Here is an 18,289-nt window from a genome sequence, read left to right as displayed (position 1 = left end):
CCAGCATAGGAGGCCGCGTGCGCAGGCGCGATGAGGGATTCCCCTCAATGGACCACCACCCGGATGTTGCATCGCGCCACCGGCCCGGTTGGACAGCGGGATTATGTCGTGTTATCTAGCCGGTGCTGGGATAATCCCGGCATAACCACACAGCAAGCAAAGGAATGAAAATGAAAAGATTCGCCCGAGCATTGCGCGTCACTCTGAATATCCATCCGAACGAGAAGAGCAGTGTGTGGAATACCTGGCCGCTCTGGGTCGAGTTCTGATCCTGCGGGGCAACCCCGCGATTGAGCGGTAGCAAGACGAAGGGACTCGTCTTTCGAGTCCCTTCCTGCCGGAGACGCACTGCATGCAAGGGATGTCGAATGAAGGCAGCGCCATTGCTGCCGAGCGCCTGGCTGCGCGCGTGGAGCGCGAAGGACCGGTGCTGAAACTGGAAACCGGCGGTATCGGGGTGTTCTGCCCGGAGCTGGCCGGCAAGGTCGACAAGGAGAATTCCGAGCACCTGTTCGTGGTCGAATCGCTGGCCGACCTGTTCCGCCGGCACGAACGCGTTCGCTGGACCGAAGTACGCAGCCTGATCGCCACCTGCAGTGCTGAGCTTACCGGAGCGCAGACCCTGGAGGCGCTGCAGTCGCGCATGCGGCAGGCGTTGGACGCACTGTGCGGGCGCGAGCTGGATGCCACGCCAGCCGTGTGGAAGGTGATGGCGCATCCGCTGGTGCCACTGGTGATCGACGGGCTCGACGCACGCGGCACCGCAGCCATCGAACGCGCCCTGCATCTGCGCTACACCACCCAGGTCGAGCAGGTCATCCATCGGCGTCATCTGCTGCGCAACTTCCTCATCGGTCGCGGCGAATCGCGGGCGATCGCCGCCGAACTGAAGCGACGCGTGCGCGACGGGCGCGTGCCGCTGGACTACGCGCAGTCATTGCTGAGCCTGCGCGAGCGCATCGGCCTGGACAAGGTTACCTACCTGGTCACCGTGCAGCTGATCGCCATTTCCGGCGTGCCCGGCATGATGGCCGCCTGCCTGCTGCTGGCGATGCAGATGCATCCGCACTGGCGCCAGCGCATCGAGGAGGAATTCGCACCGCTCTCGGATGCGGAGATCCATGCGCTGCCGATGGCCAGGATTCCCTGCACCATGCGCTTCCTGAAGGAAGTGATGCGGTTGTATTCCACGCCCTTCAACAACCGTCGCGTGGCCGCCTGCGATCTGCAGGTGGAAGGGCAGGCCATCGCCGAGGGCACGGTGTTCGAGCTGAGCTCGTTCATCCAGCATCGCTCGGCGAAGTACTGGGATGACCCGCTGCAGTTCGATCCCGATCGCTGGCTGCCGGAGCGGCGCAAGCGCACCGCTGGTATCTATGTGCCTTATGGCTTCCCCACGCGTTCCTGCGTGGGATCGGCGGTCGGCAACGCGCAGCTGGTACTGCTGTGCGGGCTGCTGGCGCGCGAATTCCGTTTCACCCCCAGCGCCGGCTACCGGCCGGAGGTGCGCATGGAGGGCTTCGCGATTCCCGCAGCGCTGCACGGTACGTTCTCGCGGCGCACGGCAGGTGCCTGATCTGTCCGGGCCGGCGGCTTACTTTCCCGTTCGCCCGTGTTCCTGCATGTCCTCATGCAGGATCCGCCGCAGCTCGACGATGGCTGGCGTAGCTTCCTGCACGCTGTGCCCGGACACGATCACTTTCTCCGAATCCGCGTGCGGCAGGTGCGAGCTCCAGTAGGGCACCAGCCCGTCGTCGGTCTTTTCCAGCGGGCCATCGGCCTTGGCGCGGGCGATGATCGAGTGGTAGTGCACCTTCGGTGACATCGGCAGGTCGGCGACGGCGCGGACGAATGGATCGTCCTTGTCCAGATTCTGGATGCTGTTCATCTGGTAGCCGTGCTTGCCATCGTTGCGATCGATCTGGCCATCGTTGGCCAGCGTCGTCACGTCTTCCAGCACGGTCAGCGGCAGCCGTACCAGGCGGCCAATCCAACGGCCGAGGCGGGTGCCGGCCACGTCGGTGCCGCGATGCGGCGTGGCGATGAACACCACCCGCGATACTTCCGGTTCCGGCAGGAAGGTCAGCACCGGCGCGCCCTTGGTGCGCAGCAGCTCGCGCTGGGCGGGCGTCATCTGCGCGGTGGCCAGCAGGGTGTCGACCAGGTGGTCGCCGGAAGAGGACACCATCAAGCGCGCGATCACCCCGCCCATGCTGTGCCCGACCAGCACCATGTCATGCGAGGCCTGCGCCTTGCCGCTGGGGTCGAAGTGCTTGAACACTTCGGCCAGCGTGTGGCGCATCGCATCGTGGCTCATCGCGATGGGCATGTTGGTCGGGTAATAGAACTGCCAGACCTGGAAGTCCTGGCGGATCTCATCGTCGCGCATCAGTTCATTGGCCACGTTGACCCAGGCCTCCGGACTGCTGGCCAGGCCATGGATCATCAACAGCACGCGACGGTTCGGGTCGTAGGGCTGCATCATGTAAAGATGCGGCGTGTCGATGCCGCCCTTGCCACCAAACAACGAGCGCAGCGACTGGTGACTGAAGTTGGAGCGTGCCAGCCACAGTGCATAGCCCGCAGTGAAGTTGGCCGCCAGCGGCACCTGCTGGCCATGCAGGGTCACTTCCGAGACCTGGTAGGGATCGTGGATCTCCAGTTCCGGCTCGTCGTCATGCAGCACTTCCCACAGGTTCTTGCCCGAGAAGCGCAGCAGCACCGTCATCGAAGGCGAGGGCATCTCGCTCCAGCTCTGTGGGGGCGGGGTGCCTGCCTGCGTGGCGGGCGTCGTTGCCGCAGACGGGGTGGCCGTGCTGCCGGCCGGGTCGTCCATCACCGCCACCAGCTCGGCACCGAAGCCATCGCGGCGATGCACGCTGCGCAGCGTGCCGGTGAAGGACAGCGAGGCCGCCGGTACCAGCTCGGTAGGGGTACGCGTATCCAGCGGCGATGCTTCGCCTGAAGGGGCCAGCACGAAGGTCCAGCGGCCCAGCTGGAAATGGCTGGCCTGGCTGTGCACGCGGCCGGTGGCATACGCGTTGTACAGCTGCACCGAGGCTTCCTGCACAGCCAGGTTGTAGTAGTCGCGCACCTGGGTCTGGCGGTCTTCGAAACCACGCTGGTTGGCGGTGCGTTCGGTGAAGAACAGATAGGCATAGGCCTGGCGCGCGACCTGCATCCAGGCGTCCAGCCGCGGCTGGAAGTCGGCATCCAGCTCGGTGATCGCGGTCTTGGCGCGGCCGGATGCCGAGTACTCGCGCTTCGGCGCCGGCAGGGTCATCGCATACTGCAGCCACAGCTCGGCCAGGCTGGAGCGCTTGTCTTCCTCGCGCACCACGATGCTGCCTTCCATCGCCTCGATGCAGGGCAGGCCGGGCTTGGCACAGACGCCTTCGTCGAGGCCGGCCACCCGCAGGGTCTCGGTGGTCGCCGCGCTGAGCTTGCCGGAGGTGAGGATGTCACCGCGCTTGAGCGCGATGTACTGGCCGGGCGTGACCGAGGCAACCTGCACCGACGGCCCGAACTGGCGCAGCGTCGCGCAGCCGCCCAGGGTGAGCAGCACGGTGATGATGAGGGTCGTGCGGCCGATGAAGCCCAAGCCCGTGGTAGCCATACGATCCTCCTGCGCGGTGGCGCCACTCTAGCGGCCGGCCTGTCAAAGCGGAATAGACCGGGCGGTCGGTTTGGGCCAGGCCGCCGTGGGCGATTCAGCCATTCCCGTGTGACACTGCGGTGAATGGAAGGGACACGGTGATCGCGATGGCCTGGCTGGAAACCCGCATTCCCCCGCCTGCGCTAATGCTGCTGTGCGCCGCTGCGGGCTTTGCAGCACGCTGGCTGCTGCCGGGTTTCCACCTTCGGGTGCCGGTGCCGGTTCTGCTGGCAGGCGTGATGATGACGCTGGGTATCGTGCTCAATCTGCTGCCCAAGCTGTCGTTCCAGCGCGCCGGTACCACCGTCAATCCTCTGCGACCTTCGGCGTCGAGCGCGCTGGTTACCAGCGGAATCTACCGCCGCACGCGAAACCCGATGTATCTCGGGCAGGCGCTGGTCCTGTTTGGTGCCATGGTGTACCTGCAGAACCTGATCGCGCTGCTGGTGGTGCCGCTGTTCCTGGTGTACATCACCCGGCTGCAGATCCTGCCGGAAGAGCGGGCACTGATGGCCCGCTTTCCCGAGGCGTACGCGCAGTACCGTCATCGCGTGCCGCGCTGGCTGTAGCGTCGGCTACGCCATCAGCGGCTGATCTGGCACTTCACCGCTGCCGAATAGCCCTCGTAGTCGTCGCCCGCGATCACGTGCAGGGTGTGGCGCTTGTCGATGCGCTTCACGTACGACGGCTCTTCGGTATTGGCATGCTCGTTGACCTCGGTCACCGACCAGGCCTTGGCCAGGCGCTTGGAATCGACGCCGTTCAAGTACACGAAGAGGCTCTTCTCGCCCTCGGCCACGTTTACATCGGCACTGGTGACCGTGCCGCCAAACAGCGCGACCGGCTTGTCCTCCGGCTCGAAGGTGCCGCCCGGTTTCTTGGCCAGGCCGGCGGCCTGAAGTGCATCGATGGCCTCGGCGGCACTGAAGTTCGAGCCGGCCTTGCAGGCCAGCAGCGCTTCCAGCGTGGCGGTGCCGGGTGGGGCGATGGCGGGTGTGGCAGCGTGTGCGATTGGGGCTGCGGTGAAAACAGCGAGGAACAGGGCGAGCGTGGTTGTGGCGGTTTTCATTGCAGATCCTTCTGGCGGTAGCAGGGCGGGGGAATGCAGCGATGGAGGGGGAGCTTCATCCTGATTATGCGCCACGCTTCCTGCACGAGGAGCAGGCACAAAAATGCCGGAACCCCGTCGACGGGAGATCCGGCTTCTTGCGGCCTCGACAGGCCATACAGATGGTGGAGGTGGGCCATACCGCAATGTGAGCGTAAGTTGTTGATGGGCCTGGCGGTTGATGCTGGTGGCCGGGATCGATACTCCCAGCAGTACCCCTGTCTATGCAGTCTCGGCGGGTTCAATTGCCTCCTGCTCGGTCAGAGGCATTAGGGGTATCGCTTCAGTGGGTGCGGTCGGATACCCCTTGATATACCCCCACCGTCTCATGGATTGAAACGGATTGCCCCGGTCTGTTGCGGACAATAAAAAAGCCCGGAAACCCTTGTGATGCGGGGGTTTCCGGGCTTCTCCGGTCCTTGACGAACCGTTCGTTGGTGGAGGTGGGCGGAATTGAACCGCCGTCCGAAGGCACTCCATCCCCAGCACTACATGCTTAGCTCACCGTTGGATCTCGTCCCCGAACAGCACGGTGCGCAAAGCGCATCCGGGAACCAGCCTGTTGTGTTCTAGTGCCGGACTGACAGGCAGCCACCCAGCGCGATTCCATGATAGTGACTCTACACCGCGAGCATGGACACAAGCGGTTTCGAGGCTTAGGCCTTAAGCGGCCAGAGCGTAGTTGTCGTCGTTGGCAACTAGAGTTTTGCAGCTGGATTTACGAGGAAAGCTACCCCCTCGGCATGCGCCAGGCGACTTCACAACCCCCGTCGAAACCAATGCACCCCCGGTTTCTACAGTGCTGCAAGGTACAGGGCCGATTCCGTGTCGCCACGGGCAGGGCCTGCCCAACGATGCGAATGGTACGGCAATCTTCCTGAACAGTCACGCGTTCGGGCTTCACGTAGAGGCAGCAGTACATTCCCGGCCGCGCGGCGGGCCACCTGGCACATTGCCGTACCTGGGTCGACATGTTCGAATCCGCGGGTGCCTCTCCAGGATTGCGCGATGGCCGTTTTCATCAGTTCCGGCAGGATGCGGTTGCGATGGATGGGGGTTGTGGCCCTGGGGGCCCTGGTCCTGCAGGCCGGGACTGTCGCGGCTGCAGAATCCTCGCGTGCGTCGGTGGAGGTGGCGTACAGCTCCTCGCTGGACCTGTTCAACCTGCTCGACAACCTTCCGGATTGGCTGCCGGGCTATACCTCTGCGGCCTACCGGCAGGAATGGCAGCGGCGCTTTGGCCTGGATCAGCGTGATCGTGTCCTGCTCGCCGGCTACGCGGCATTCCGCCGGCGTACGTCACCATTGGCACGGGACGATGAGGCCAAGGGCACGCCGGCTGATCGCCTGTTCGCGGGCTCCGATACCCGCAATGGTGATCCGTACACGCAGCATTTCCTCGGCACCGCCTCTTTCGATGCCGCCACTGAGAGTGCGATCGCCGCCCAGACTCCCGACGATCAGGCGCTGCTGAGGCAGTATTACGCGCGCTTCGCGCCGCGTGCACGGCGCCTGTTGACGGCGTCGCAACCGTTCCACGAGCAGCAGGACGCGCTTGCCCGTCAGCTCACGTCGCCTCCAGTGGGCAGGCTTGCGGATGAAATGAAAGCCTTCTTCAAGGTGGATGCTCCCCCGACCTTCCAGGTTCGTTTCCTCTGGTGGCCGGAGGCCACGCAGACGCAGGCAAAGCTCCGTGGCGGTTACATTTTCCTGTTCTCGACGTTCGATGCCAAAGAAGACTGGGCACCGATCGTGATGCATGAATACAGCCATTTTCTTTCCGCGGGACAACCATTGAAGCAGCGGCAGCTGTTGGCTGGGGCGTTTGCTGCGCTATGTCCGGAAGCATTGACGTTGCCCAATCCGTTGAATGCCCTGGAGGAGCCGCTGGCCATCTACTGGGGCCAGTATCGGTTCCAGCATCAGGTGCGTGGCGAGACGCTGTCGGCGGCGTCCTCGTGGTACATCCAGCCGCGTGCGGATCGTGCGGCGAAGGCACTTGCCATTGCGTTTCCGGCGGGACGGCCCGCGCCACGCCTGGAGGTCGGCCCGCTGCTGGATGCGGCGGCATCGGTGTGTGCTTACGCCAAGGTTGAATAGCGTTGGGTGCTGTGACGGGCCCAGGCAGGATCGATGGCATCGGGACTTCGGCGTGACCTGCGCGCGGGCCGTCAATGTGCAACCTGTTGCAGTGCGCCGGTCATAGCGGATTGGTAACTTCATTGGCACGAATTTGCGACACACTGAAGACCACCATCCGAGCCAGGACAGACACGGAGACTGTGGGTGACCGAGGCAAGCCAACAACGCAGCCTGCGACAGCTGGTCGGACCCGTCGGGGCCGACTACCAGCGGCGAGCGTTGCCCCCCGGCTGGGTCTGGGCCGTGCTGGGCGTGCTGCTGGCGGCCACCTGGTTGACCGAGCTGCCGGCCACGGCGGCGGCGGCCCTGGTGGCCAGCGCGGTGGTGGTGCATTGGCCGCAGCGCGACCGCACCCACTGGCTGGGCTGGCGCCTGCCGGCGCTGGCGGTGATGGCGGCCCTGCTGTGGGGGCCGGAGGTGCTGTCGCAGTGGTTCGAACATGGCCTGGCCGTGGTCCTGATGTCGCTGGCCAGTCTCAGCATCGGTGTGCATGTCTGGCAGTCACGGCAGCTGGCGCGCCAGTTGCAGGGCGCGGCCGATTCGCTGGATGACGCCCAGCTGCTGGCCCTGTTGCCGGCCGACGCGGCCCGGATGGCGCAGCAGTGGCGCGCGGGCGATGACCGTCATGCGCCGGAACTGGCGGTGGTGATGCACCTGGCCGTGATGCACGCGGCGCTGGCACCACGCATGCGCGGGCGGGGCCTGTTGGCAGGCTGACCGGCAGGCGGCTGCAGCGCCGACGCGACTACGAGCCCGACAACGACTTGCGCAGGTAGATCCGCTCGTGCCCGGGCGGACAGTCGGGCAGCCGCCCATAGACGGTGTAGCCCTGCCGCAGGTAGAAGGCTTCGGCCTGCCAGTCGAAGGTATCCAGCATCACGTTGCGGGCGCCATGGTGGCGCGCGGCGGTTTCTGCCTCCGCCAGCAGGCGCTGGCCGATGCCTTGCCCGCGCAGCTCTGGATCCACCCACAGCACGTGCACCTGCAGCCAGCCGGCACAGACGTCGGCCAGCACGCCACCGCGCAGCGCGCCGTGCTGGTCATGCCAGGCCAGCCGGACTGGAATCTCATCGAACGCATCGCCGCCGTGGGCCCGGTTGAAGGCCAACAGGCGCGCACACAACGTGCGCGTTTCATCGGCGCTGGCAGTCACCATGGCGCCGATGGGGGCGGTCATGCGTCGCGGTTGCCGCGACGCATCACACGCTGCTTCTCGATCGCCCAGTCGCGGTCCTTGGCAGCGTCACGCTTGTCGTGGGTCTGCTTGCCCTTGGCTAGCGCGACTTCGAGCTTGATCTTGTTCTTGCTCCAGTACATCGCGGTGGGCACGATCGTGTAGCCATCGCGCTCGACCTTGCCGACCAGCTTGTCGATCTCGCTCCGGTGCAGCAGCAGCTTGCGCTCGCGCCGGTCGTTGGCCACCACGTGGGTGGAGGCCTGGATCAACGGGGTGATCTGCGCACCGATCAGGAAGATCTCGCCGTGCTTCACATAGGCGTAGGCGTCGATGATGTTGCCGCGGCCCGCGCGGATCGACTTCACCTCCCAGCCCTGCAGGGCCAGGCCGGCCTCGAAGCGCTCTTCGATGTGGTACTCGTGGCGGGCACGCTTGTTCAACGCGATGGTTTTGTTGGCCGTCGCGCTCTTTGCTTTATCCTTGCCGCTGTTCTTGCTCATTTCCGTATTGTCTCCGATTCGGGCCCGCCCGGTCGATTGCCGAAACGTCCTGTATTCATGCCTACTATCCGCCGCAGCGCCCTGGTCGAACATTCGGCCGCGCGCATGTTCGACCTGGTCAATGACGTCCAGGCCTATCCGCGCCGTTTCCGCTGGTGCTCGGCTGCCCAGATCCTGGAGCAGGGCGAGGACCGCCTGGTGGCGCGCCTGGACCTGGGCCTGGGCTCGTTCAGTACCTGGTTCCAGACCGAGAACACCCTGCAGCGCCCGCACAGCATCGACATGCAGCTGCGCGATGGCCCGTTCAAGCAGCTGCACGGCCGCTGGGAATTCCATGCACTGGCCGAGGATGCCTGCAAGGTCACCCTGACCCTGGAGTTCGAGCCCAGCTCACGCCTGCTCGGTCCGGCTCTGGCGATCGGCTTCCAGGGGCTGGCCGATCGCATGGTCAACGATTTCGTCCGCGTCGCCGACGAGGGCTGAGCGATGATCGAGGTCGAGGTGGTGCTGGCCTGGCCGCAGCGGGTGTTGTCGCGCCGGTTGCAGCTGGAAGAGGGTGCAACCGTGGCCGACGCCATTGCCGCCGCCGCGCTGGAAGGCAGTGCCGACTGTCCGGCCGCCGCCGTGCATGGCGTGCTGGCACGTCCACAGCAGGCGCTGCTGGACGGGGACCGCATCGAGCTGCTGCGCCCGCTGCTGGCCGACCCCAAGGACAACCGCCGGCGTCGCGCGCTCGGCGGTTGATCCCGGCAACCCGTCCTTGCGGACGGGCAGGGGCCTCAGCGGCCCTTCTTCTTCTTGTCCTTCGGCAGGTTGCGGCCGAACTGGCGCACGGTCTGCTGGGCCAGGGCCTTGTCGTTGCCCGGGAAGTAGTCGCCTTCCCAACGGGTCACGGCGTCATTCTCGAAGAACACCACGAAGTTCTTCACTTCGGTACGGCCGAGGCGGTTCACGCGCTGGCTGGAGGTGTAGTCCCAGCGCTGGGCGTGGAACGGGTCGGGAATGGACGGGGTGCCCAGCAGCGCGGTGACCTGCTGCTTGCTCTGCCCGACCTGCAGCTTGGCCACGGCATCTTCCCGGATCAGGTTGCCCTGATAGATGGGTTGCTTGTAGATGATGCCGCACCCGGTGGTGGACAGGGCGACGGCGGCGACCAACAGGAGATTGCGCATCGGGACTGGCGGTTGGGGAAATCAAACCGATGATACACTCCCGGCGTGCCACCGCGACCCAATCCGAGGCAGCTGGCGCTAAATCGCCAATGAACGGAGACCTATGGAAACCCACGACCTGCGTAAAGTCGGCCTGAAGGTGACCCATCCGCGGATGCGGATCCTGGCGCTGCTCGAGCAGCGCAATGCCCAGCACCACATGACCGCCGAAGACATCTACCGCCAGCTGCTGGAGCACGGCGACGAGATCGGCCTGGCCACGGTGTACCGGGTGCTGACCCAGTTCGAGGCCGCCGGCCTCGTGCTCAAGCACAATTTCGAAGGCGGCCAGGCTGTCTACGAGCTGGACCGTGGCGGCCACCACGACCACATGGTCGACGTGGACAGCGGCAAGATCATCGAGTTCGAAAGCCACGAGATCGAGGAGCTGCAGCGCAAGATCGCGGCCGACCACGGCTACGAGCTGGAAGAGCATTCGCTGGTGCTGTACGTGCGCAAGAAGCGCAAGTAGGCCGTTCCGGCCAGCTGGATGCGACGAAACCCCGGGCTTGCCCGGGGTTTTTCGTTGTTCACAGTAGATCCACGCCATGCGTGGATGGCCTCAGCAACACCTCCAGATCCACCGCCTCGGCCATGGCCCGGTTACCCGCATCGCCCGGGTGCAGGTGGTCACCGGAATCGTAGGCGGCGGCCATCCGTGACGGATCGGCCGGGTCGCGCAGTGCGGCGTCCAGGTCGATCATCGCGTCGAACGGGCTGTCCGTGCGCAGCCAGGCATTGAGCTGCCGTCGCAGGGCGTCCTTGTCCGGGTGGTAGTAGTCGTCCAGCGGCGTGCCGGGCAGGGCACCAGCGAACGGTGGCAGGGTAGCGCCCACGATCCGCACACCTCGGTGGTGGGCCTGTTCTGCCAACGCGCGATACCCCGCCTGCAGCTCGTTCAGCGTGGGCCGGGGCTGGTTGCGGGCGAACGCGGTGCCGGGCCAGCTGATGTCGTTGATGCCGATCAGCACGATCACACTGTCCACGCCGGGCTGATCCAGTGCGTCGCGCTGCAGGCGGGCCAGAACCGACTCGCCCATGCCGTCGCGCAGCAGCCGGCCGCCGGAGATGCCGGCGTTGACCACCGCCACGCCCCGCGGTGCCAGGCGTGCGGCCAGATGGTCGGTCCAGCGCTGGTCCTGGTCGAGACTGGCGGTGGCGCCGTCGGTGATCGAATCGCCGATTACCACCACGCTGCGCGCGCTGGCGCCGGCCTCGACCTCGATACCGGTCAGGAACAGGCGGGCGGTGGTGCTGCTGGCTGCGCTCAGGGACTGGGCCCGGCTCTGGTCGCCAGGGGCGATCCAGCTGGTCTGGCGGCCTTCCCAATGGAACGTCTGCACCGGCGTCGGCCCCGGCACAAAGACGCTGACCTGCAGCGCCTGGCGGTTTTCCGTGGCCAGTGGCAGCGGATCGCTCAGCCGTTCCTGGCCGGGGCCGATCAGCACCCCGGGCTGGCCGTCGAAACTGAGCGCCTGAGGTGTGGCCCCCGCCTGGGCGGCCACGCTCGCCGCCCCGATCCGCAGCGGTTGGGTGCCATAGGCATTGCTCAGTCGCACCCGCAGCCGAGGCCCGCCCAGGCTGATGCGCGCGGTCTGGCGCAAGGTCTGGTCCTGCAGCGTGGCCGGAACCAGGGTCGGGAACAGGAAATCCGCGCCCCAGACCGGTTGCGGGCTGGCCTGCCAGCTGGCGACCCAGTGCGGGGCGGATGCGGCGCTGGCTGCGCTGGACAGGGCGATCAAGGCGGTCGCGGTGAGCTGGCTGAAGCGGTTCATCGGGCAATCCCGGGAGGAGGGAGGGCCATGGTGATTCTCCGTCGATCTGTGAACTAGACTGCGCATGGATAATCATCTGTGAACTGGATTCATCACCATGGCGCGACCCGACATCAACCGATCCGGCGAACTGGAAGTGTTCGTGCGGGTGATCGAGACCGGTGGCTTCTCCGCCGCGGCCCGCACCCTGGACATGACGCCCTCGGCGGTCAGCAAGCTGGTGGCGCGGCTGGAACAGCGGCTGGGCACCCGCCTGCTGCAGCGGTCCACCCGCCAGCTGCAGCTGACCCCGGAAGGCTGCGCGTTCTACGAGCGCGGCCTGCGCGTGCTGGCCGACCTGGAGGAGGCCGAGCGCTGTGCCAGCGCCCATGCCGAGCCGCGCGGACGGTTGCGGGTCAACGCCAACGTGCCATTCGGCCAGCATTTCCTGTTGCCGCTGCTGCCGGCGTTCCTCGAACGCAACCCGCAGGTGGGCGTGGACCTGACCCTCAACGACGAGGTGATCGACCTGCTTGAGCAGCGCACCGACGTGGCGGTGCGGGCCGGTCCGCTGAAGAGCTCGAGCCTGGTGGCGCGGCGGCTGGGTGCGACGCGGATGATGATCGTGGCTGCACCGGCCTACGCGCAACGGCACGGGCTGCCACGCTCTGCCGAGGAGCTGCAGTCGCACAACCGGCTGGATATCGGCCATGCGCGCGCGATGCAGGGCTGGCCGCTGTTGCAGGACGGTCGCGAACGCATGCTGCTGCCCAGTGGCAATGCGCGCGCCAGCAACGGCGACGCGCTGCGCCAGCTGGTGCTGGGTGGGCTGGGCATGGCGCGGCTGGCCGCGTTCCAGGTGCAGCAGGATATTGCCGCCGGGCGCTTGTTGCCGGTGCTGGAGGAAGCCAATCCCGGTGACCTTGAAGAGGTGCACGCGGTGTTCCTGGGGCAGGGCGGCTACCTGCCGCTGCGGGTGCGCGCCTTCCTCGATTTCCTGGTGGAGAACGTCGATCTGACGCGGCCACGGGGGTAGTGCCGGCCAGCGGCCGGCAACCTCACGATCTTCGCCGACCCGCATCGGGTTGCCGGCCAGCGGCCGGCACTACCGGGCGCGTTGTAGATCCAGGCCATGCGTGGATAACCGCGAACAGGCGTTACACCTGCAGCAGCTTGCGGGCGGCGGCGCGCGCTTCCTTGCTCACTTCCACGCCACCGAGCATGCGCGCCAGTTCTTCCTCGCGCGCCTTGCTGTCCAGCTTTTCCACTGCGCTCTGGGTCATGCCTTCCACCGGGGCCTTGCTGACCCGGTAATGGGCATGGCCCTTGGAGGCGACCTGCGGTAGGTGGGTCACGCACAGCACCTGGCGCTTCTCGCCAAGGGCGCGCAGCTTCTGGCCGACGATGTCCGCCACCGCGCCACCGATGCCGGAGTCGACTTCGTCGAACACCATGGTCGGCACTGCATCCAGGTCCAGCGCGGCCACTTCGATGGCCAGCGAGATGCGCGACAGTTCGCCGCCCGAGGCCACCTTGCGCAGGGCGCGTGGCGGCTGGCCGGCGTTGGCCGCCACCAGGAATTCCACGCGCTCAGCACCCTGCGGGTCGGGCTTGCCGGCGTCCTGCGGTTCCAGCTCGATCAGGAACTGGCCGCCACCCATGCCCAGCTCGGCGATGATGCCGGTGGTGGTGGCCGACAGCTCGGCAGCGGCGCTGCGGCGGCTGGCGGTCAGCACCTCGGCCTGCACGCGCCAGGCCGCAGCGGCCTTGTCGATCTCGCCGGCCAGGCGCTGCAGGCGTTCGTCAGCACCACGCAGCTGTTCCACTTCGGCATGCATGCGCTCGCGCTGCGCGCCCAGTTCGTCCATCGGCACGCGGTGCTTGCGGGCCAGGTCGTGCAGGCGGCCGAGGCGGCGCTCGTTCTCCTCGAACTGTTCCGGGTCGGCGTCGAGGTCGTCATGCACACGGTCCAGCAGCGAAAGGGCTTCGTGCAGCTGGATCGAGGCGTTCTCGATCAGGCCGTCCACCTCGCCCAGGCGCGGGTCGTGTTCGATCAGGCGCGACAGTTCGTGGCGCACCTGCTGCAGCAGGTCCAGCGCGGAACTGCCGTCGTCGCCATTGAGCTGGTTGCTGGCCGCCTGGCAGGCGCTCAGCAGGGCGCTGGCATGGGCCTGGCGGCGGTGGCTGGCACCGAGTGCGACGATCGACTCTGGTTCCAGGTCTTCGCGGTCCAGTTCGCGCAGCTGGTGTTCCAGGAAGCCGATCCGGTCACTGACGTCGCCCTGTTGCGACAGCGCCAGCGATTCATCGACCAGGGTCTGCCAGGCCGCAGCGGCGCGGCGCACCTGGCGGCGCTCGTCCTCGTTGCCGGCATAGGCATCCAGCAGGGCCAGCTGTGATGGGCGTGCCAGCAGGGCCTGCTGCTCGTGCTGGCCATGGATCTCCACCAGCAGCGAGGCCAGGTCGCCCAGCTGTGCCAGGGTCACCGGCCGGCCATTGATCCAGGCCCGCGAGCCGCCATCGGCGCGGATCACGCGGCGCAGCTGGCACTGTTCCTCGTCGTCCAGCTCGTTGTCGGCCAGCCACTGGCGCGCGGCCTGCAGCTGGTCCAGCGCGAACTCGGCCGAAAGCTCGGCGCGCGCAGCGCCATGGCGGACCACGCCGCTATCGGCGCGCAGGCCGGACAGGAAGCCCAGCGCGTCGACCATCAGCGACTTGCCGGCGCCGGTCTCGCCTGAAACCACGGTCATGCCTGGCCCGAACTCCAGTTCGGTGGCGCGGACGACGGCGAAATCCTTGATCGAAAGATGTCTGAGCATGGGTAAGGGGGTGTCAGCAGCCGCGCAACGCTAGCACGCGCGCGAGGGAGGTCCAATGACTTGCCAAGGTGATCCGCCGCCATTATCTAGTGTCCGTGTCTCACAGGTTGATTCCATGCACGGTTCTCCCGACCAGCTTGCCCCGCGTGCGCGCCATCTGCTGCGCACGCTGATCGCGCGTTACATCCAGGACGGTGAGCCGGTCGGCTCGCAGACGCTGGCGCGCGTGGCTGGCCTGGAGGTCAGCCCGGCCACCATCCGCAACATCCTGGGTGACCTGGAAGACCTGGGGCTGCTGGCCTCGCCACACACCTCGGCCGGGCGCATCCCGACCGCGCATGGCTACCGGGTGTTTGTCGACAGCCTGCTGCAGATGCAGCCGCCGGGCGAGGGCGAACTGGCCCGCCTGCGCCAGGAGCTGGCCGGCGGCGGCAGCACCCAGGCCCTGCTCGGCAGCGCCTCGGAGCTGCTGTCGGCGATGAGCCACTTCGTCGGCGTGGTCAGCGCGCCGCGGCGCGAGCAGTTCGCCTTCCGCCAGATCGATTTCGTGGCGCTGGACGGGCGCCGGGTGCTGGCGATCCTGGTGTTCGCCGACAACGAGGTGCAGAACCGCGTCATCGAGACCCGCCAGGAGTTCGCGCCGGGCCAGCTGGAACAGGTCGCCAACTACCTCAATGCGCATTTCGCCGGCCTGCCGATGGCCGAGATCCGCACCCGCCTGCTGCTGGAGCTGCGCGATGCCCGCTCGGAGCTGGAGCAGCTGCTGGCGCACAGCATCGAACTGGCCGAGCAGGCCCTGCAGCCGGCGGCCGATGACATGCTGGTGGCCGGCCAGACCCGCCTGATGGGGGTGCAGGACCTGTCCGACCTGGAGCGCCTGCGCGAGCTGTTCGAGCTGTTCTCCAGCAAGCGCGAGATCCTGCAGCTGCTGGAGCGCACCATCCAGGCCCCGGGGGTGCGTATCTTCATTGGCGAAGAGACCGGGATGATGCCGTTACAGGGGGTCTCGCTGGTCACCGCCCCCTATACCGCCAATGGCCAGGTGCTGGGCGTGCTGGGCGTGATCGGCCCCAAGCGGATGGCCTACGACCGCATGATCCCGCTGGTCCAGGCCACTGCCGATGTGCTTGGCGCGGCCTTTTCGCCGGCCGGGCGCACTCCCGGAACATCCGACGCTTGAAACGCAGCATCCCGCCCACACTAGGGTGGGTGGAGGCGGAGATTGACCGCCAGGGACCCAGACATGAACCACGAACATCCAGATATCGAATCCCAGCAGACTGCCGCCGATGCGGCCGCCGCCGCCGGCGTCAACGACGAAGTGGAGCGCCTGCGCGCCGAAGTCGAGCAGATCAAGGCCGATGCGCTGCGTGAGCGCGCCGACCTCGAGAACCAGCGCAAGCGCGTTGCCCGTGACATCGAGCAGGCCCGCAAGTTCGCCAACGAGAAGCTGCTGGGCGAGCTGCTGCCGGTATTCGACAGCCTGGATGCCGGCCTGAAGGCTGCCGGCGATGACCCGCATCCGCTGCGCGAGGGCCTGGAGCTGACCTACAAGCAGCTGCTGAAGGTTGCCGCCGACAATGGCCTGGTCCTGCTGGACCCGACCGGCCAGCCGTTCAACCCGGAGCACCACCAGGCGATCAGCCAGGTGCCGGCCCCGGGCGCCGCTCCCGGCACCGTGGTGACCGTGTTCCAGAAGGGCTACCTGCTCAACGAGCGCCTGCTGCGGCCGGCGCTGGTGGTGGTGGCCGCCGACTGATCGATCGGGCCGGGCGATGCCCGGTCCCGGTCGTGCCGGGCCATGCCCGGCAAGGTTTTCCAGGCGCTGAACACAGCGTTCGGGAGATGGCTTGAATGTTCCACGAGCCTCCCCCACATCGTATTCATCCACCGGCCGAACGGCCGGACTGACCCCAACAAGCATCCTCAGGAGTCTCCCCCATGGGCAAGATCATTGGTATCGACCTCGGCACCACCAACTCGTGCGTGGCGATCATGGACGGCGGCAAGGCCCGCGTCATCGAGAATTCGGAAGGCGATCGCACCACCCCGTCGATCGTCGCCTACACCAAGGACGGCGAAGTCCTGGTGGGCGCCTCGGCCAAGCGCCAGGCCGTCACCAACCCGAAGAACACCTTCTACGCGGTGAAGCGCCTGATCGGCCGCAAGTTCACCGACGCCGAAGTGCAGAAGGACATCGCCCACGTCCCGTACGGCATCCTGGCCCATGACAACGGCGATGCCTGGGTGTCGACCAGCGATGGCAAGAAGATGGCCCCGCAGGAAATCTCGGCCAAGGTGCTGGAGAAGATGAAGAAGACCGCCGAGGACTTCCTCGGTGAGAAGGTCACCGAAGCGGTCATCACCGTGCCGGCCTACTTCAACGACAGCCAGCGCCAGGCGACCAAGGACGCCGGCCGCATTGCCGGCCTGGACGTCAAGCGCATCATCAACGAGCCGACCGCGGCCGCGCTGGCCTATGGCCTGGACAAGGGCGACAACAAGGATCGCAAGATCGTGGTGTACGACCTGGGCGGCGGCACCTTCGACGTCTCGGTGATCGAGATCGCCAACGTCGACGGCGAGAAGCAGTTCGAAGTGCTGGCGACCAACGGTGACACCTTCCTGGGCGGCGAAGACTTCGACAACCGCGTCATCGAGTACCTGGTTGAAGAGTTCAACAAGGACCAGGGCATCGACCTGCGCAAGGATCCGCTGGCCCTGCAGCGCCTGAAGGATGCTGCCGAGCGCGCCAAGATCGAGCTGTCCAGCGCCCAGCAGACCGAAGTGAACCTGCCGTACGTCACCGCTGACGCCTCGGGTCCGAAGCACCTGAACATCAAGCTGACCCGTGCCAAGCTGGAAGCGCTGGTGGAAGACCTGATCAAGAAGTCGATCGAGCCGTGCCGTGTCGCGCTGAACGACGCCGGCCTGCGTTCGAGCGACATCAGCGAAGTGATCCTGGTCGGTGGCCAGACCCGCATGCCGAAGGTGCAGCAGGCGGTGACCGAGTTCTTCGGCAAGGAACCGCGCAAGGACGTCAACCCGGACGAAGCCGTGGCACTGGGTGCTGCGATCCAGGGCGGCGTGCTGGGCGGCGACGTCAAGGACGTGCTGCTGCTGGACGTGACCCCGCTGTCGCTGGGCATCGAGACCATGGGCGGCGTGTTCACCAAGATCATTGAGAAGAACACCACCATCCCGACCAAGGCCTCGCAGGTGTTCTCCACCGCCGAGGACAACCAGTCGGCCGTGACCGTGCACGTGCTGCAGGGTGAGCGCGAACAGGCCCGCTTCAACAAGTCGCTGGCCAAGTTCGACCTGTCCGGCATCGAGCCGGCCCCGCGTGGCCTGCCGCAGGTGGAAGTGTCCTTCGACATCGACGCCAACGGCATCCTGCACGTGTCGGCCAAAGACAAGAAGACCAACAAGGAACAGAAGGTCGAGATCAAGGCCGGTTCGGGCCTGTCCGAGGAAGAGATCGCGCGCATGGTCGCCGACGCGGAAGCCAACCGCGAAGAAGACAAGAAGTTCCAGGAGCTGGTGCAGGCCCGCAACCAGGCCGACGCCCTGATCCACGGCACCCGCAGCGCCATCACCGAGCACGGCAGCAAGGTCGGCGGCGATGTCATCGGCAAGGTCGAGGCGGCGCTGGCCGACCTGGAAACCGCGATGAAGGGTGACGACAAGGCACAGATCGAAGCCAAGTCGAAGGCACTGGAAGAAGCCGGCCAGTCGCTGTTCGCCGCCGCTTCGGCCGACCAGGGCGGTGCCCCGGGTGCCGACGCCGGCAACGCCGGCAAGGCGCAGGACGACGTGGTCGACGCCGAGTTCACCGAAGTCAAGGACGACAAGAAGTCCTGATCCGGACCGACACGGGACGCTGGCCATCAGCGTCCCGTTGTCGCATCAGGGTCCTGACC

18 protein-coding genes and 1 other RNA gene are annotated in these 18,289 nt (G+C 66.5%); 11 read left to right on the top strand and 8 right to left on the bottom strand.

All coding sequences use genetic code 11. The annotated features are described in order from the left end of the window. Nucleotides 1-352 precede the first annotated feature (352 nt). Complete coding sequence (locus BKE09_RS02195) at nt 353-1,576, top strand: cytochrome P450 (RefSeq protein ID WP_235434919.1); 1,224 nt, start codon at nt 353-355, stop codon at nt 1,574-1,576. Between the two features lie 18 nt (nt 1,577-1,594). On the opposite strand, the gene BKE09_RS02190 is transcribed toward BKE09_RS02195, so the two are convergent. Further along, a complete protein-coding gene (locus BKE09_RS02190) occupies nt 1,595-3,616 on the bottom strand; it encodes an alpha/beta fold hydrolase (protein ID WP_075674731.1) in 2,022 nt (673 codons plus the stop codon). Nucleotides 3,617-3,762: 146 nt separating this feature from the next. On the opposite strand from BKE09_RS02190, the gene BKE09_RS02185 reads away from it, so the two are divergent. Then, nucleotides 3,763-4,224 carry an isoprenylcysteine carboxylmethyltransferase family protein gene (locus tag BKE09_RS02185; RefSeq protein WP_075676552.1) on the top strand — a complete coding sequence of 154 codons (462 nt, stop codon included), beginning with the start codon at nt 3,763-3,765 and terminating at the stop codon, nt 4,222-4,224. Nucleotides 4,225-4,238: 14 nt separating this feature from the next. Here the strand turns inward: BKE09_RS02185 and BKE09_RS02180 are convergent, their stop codons facing one another. Beyond that, nucleotides 4,239-4,724: a hypothetical protein gene (locus BKE09_RS02180; protein WP_075674730.1), complete on the bottom strand. Its 486-nt coding sequence runs from the start codon at nt 4,722-4,724 to the stop codon at nt 4,239-4,241. Between the two features lie 474 nt (nt 4,725-5,198). Further along, nucleotides 5,199-5,552: a transfer-messenger RNA gene (gene ssrA / locus BKE09_RS02170) on the bottom strand. Between the two features lie 219 nt (nt 5,553-5,771). On the opposite strand from ssrA, the gene BKE09_RS02165 reads away from it, so the two are divergent. Together BKE09_RS02165 and BKE09_RS02160 are read left to right on the top strand one after the other, a co-directional pair. Continuing rightward, nucleotides 5,772-6,863, top strand: coding sequence for a hypothetical protein (locus tag BKE09_RS02165; RefSeq protein WP_075674728.1), 1,092 nt, complete (start codon nt 5,772-5,774; stop codon nt 6,861-6,863). A gap of 186 nt (nt 6,864-7,049) precedes the next feature. Continuing rightward, nucleotides 7,050-7,622 (top strand): hypothetical protein, encoded by a 573-nt coding sequence (locus BKE09_RS02160; protein WP_014036843.1) that lies wholly within the window; start codon nt 7,050-7,052, stop codon nt 7,620-7,622. 28 nt (nt 7,623-7,650) lie between these two features. On the opposite strand, the gene BKE09_RS02155 is transcribed toward BKE09_RS02160, so the two are convergent. Together BKE09_RS02155 and smpB are read right to left on the bottom strand one after the other, a co-directional pair. Next, nucleotides 7,651-8,082, bottom strand: coding sequence for a GNAT family N-acetyltransferase (locus tag BKE09_RS02155; protein ID WP_075674727.1), 432 nt, complete (start codon nt 8,080-8,082; stop codon nt 7,651-7,653). After that, complete coding sequence (gene smpB, locus BKE09_RS02150) at nt 8,079-8,582, bottom strand: SsrA-binding protein SmpB (RefSeq protein ID WP_005409231.1); 504 nt, start codon at nt 8,580-8,582, stop codon at nt 8,079-8,081. Before smpB ends, BKE09_RS02155 begins: the two co-directional genes overlap by 4 nt. A 57-nt stretch (nt 8,583-8,639) precedes the next feature. Here smpB and BKE09_RS02145 point away from each other — a divergent pair, with 57 nt between their 5' ends. Beyond that, nucleotides 8,640-9,065 carry a type II toxin-antitoxin system RatA family toxin gene (locus BKE09_RS02145; protein WP_032959119.1) on the top strand — a complete coding sequence of 142 codons (426 nt, stop codon included), beginning with the start codon at nt 8,640-8,642 and terminating at the stop codon, nt 9,063-9,065. Nucleotides 9,066-9,068: 3 nt separating this feature from the next. Then, nucleotides 9,069-9,326, top strand: a complete 258-nt coding sequence (locus BKE09_RS02140; RefSeq protein WP_075674726.1) for an RnfH family protein — start codon at nt 9,069-9,071, stop codon at nt 9,324-9,326. 35 nt (nt 9,327-9,361) lie between these two features. On the opposite strand, the gene bamE is transcribed toward BKE09_RS02140, so the two are convergent. Beyond that, a complete protein-coding gene (gene bamE / locus BKE09_RS02135; protein ID WP_014036847.1) occupies nt 9,362-9,754 on the bottom strand; it encodes an outer membrane protein assembly factor BamE in 393 nt (130 codons plus the stop codon). Nucleotides 9,755-9,857: 103 nt separating this feature from the next. Here bamE and fur point away from each other — a divergent pair, with 103 nt between their 5' ends. Further along, nucleotides 9,858-10,265, top strand: coding sequence for a ferric iron uptake transcriptional regulator (fur, locus tag BKE09_RS02130; RefSeq protein WP_005409235.1), 408 nt, complete (start codon nt 9,858-9,860; stop codon nt 10,263-10,265). A gap of 58 nt (nt 10,266-10,323) precedes the next feature. Here fur and BKE09_RS02125 read toward each other — a convergent pair whose 3' ends face one another. Next, nucleotides 10,324-11,568: an SGNH/GDSL hydrolase family protein gene (locus BKE09_RS02125; RefSeq protein WP_075674725.1), complete on the bottom strand. Its 1,245-nt coding sequence runs from the start codon at nt 11,566-11,568 to the stop codon at nt 10,324-10,326. A 97-nt stretch (nt 11,569-11,665) separates the two neighbouring features. On the opposite strand from BKE09_RS02125, the gene BKE09_RS02120 reads away from it, so the two are divergent. Next, nucleotides 11,666-12,583, top strand: a complete 918-nt coding sequence (locus BKE09_RS02120; protein WP_075674724.1) for a LysR family transcriptional regulator — start codon at nt 11,666-11,668, stop codon at nt 12,581-12,583. 121 nt (nt 12,584-12,704) lie between these two features. Here the strand turns inward: BKE09_RS02120 and recN are convergent, their stop codons facing one another. Next, nucleotides 12,705-14,366 (bottom strand): DNA repair protein RecN, encoded by a 1,662-nt coding sequence (recN, locus tag BKE09_RS02115; protein WP_075674723.1) that lies wholly within the window; start codon nt 14,364-14,366, stop codon nt 12,705-12,707. Between the two features lie 115 nt (nt 14,367-14,481). On the opposite strand from recN, the gene hrcA reads away from it, so the two are divergent. The 3 genes from hrcA to dnaK all read left to right on the top strand — a co-directional run bounded on the left by hrcA (nt 14,482) and on the right by dnaK (nt 18,230). Beyond that, nucleotides 14,482-15,546: a heat-inducible transcriptional repressor HrcA gene (hrcA, locus tag BKE09_RS02110; protein WP_008266321.1), complete on the top strand. Its 1,065-nt coding sequence runs from the start codon at nt 14,482-14,484 to the stop codon at nt 15,544-15,546. A gap of 63 nt (nt 15,547-15,609) precedes the next feature. Next, on the top strand, nt 15,610-16,125 hold the full coding sequence (gene grpE, locus BKE09_RS02105; RefSeq protein ID WP_014036851.1) for a nucleotide exchange factor GrpE: 516 nt from the start codon (nt 15,610-15,612) through the stop codon (nt 16,123-16,125). 182 nt (nt 16,126-16,307) lie between these two features. Further along, nucleotides 16,308-18,230: a molecular chaperone DnaK gene (gene dnaK / locus BKE09_RS02100; RefSeq protein ID WP_057500812.1), complete on the top strand. Its 1,923-nt coding sequence runs from the start codon at nt 16,308-16,310 to the stop codon at nt 18,228-18,230. Nucleotides 18,231-18,289: the final 59 nt, after the last annotated feature.

The sequence above is a fragment of the Stenotrophomonas sp. TD3 genome (assembly GCF_001939825.1).
Lineage (GTDB): Bacteria > Pseudomonadota > Gammaproteobacteria > Xanthomonadales > Xanthomonadaceae > Stenotrophomonas.
The sequence above is the reverse complement of the archived record's forward strand: the minus strand, read 5'-3'. Positions and strand labels throughout refer to the sequence as shown.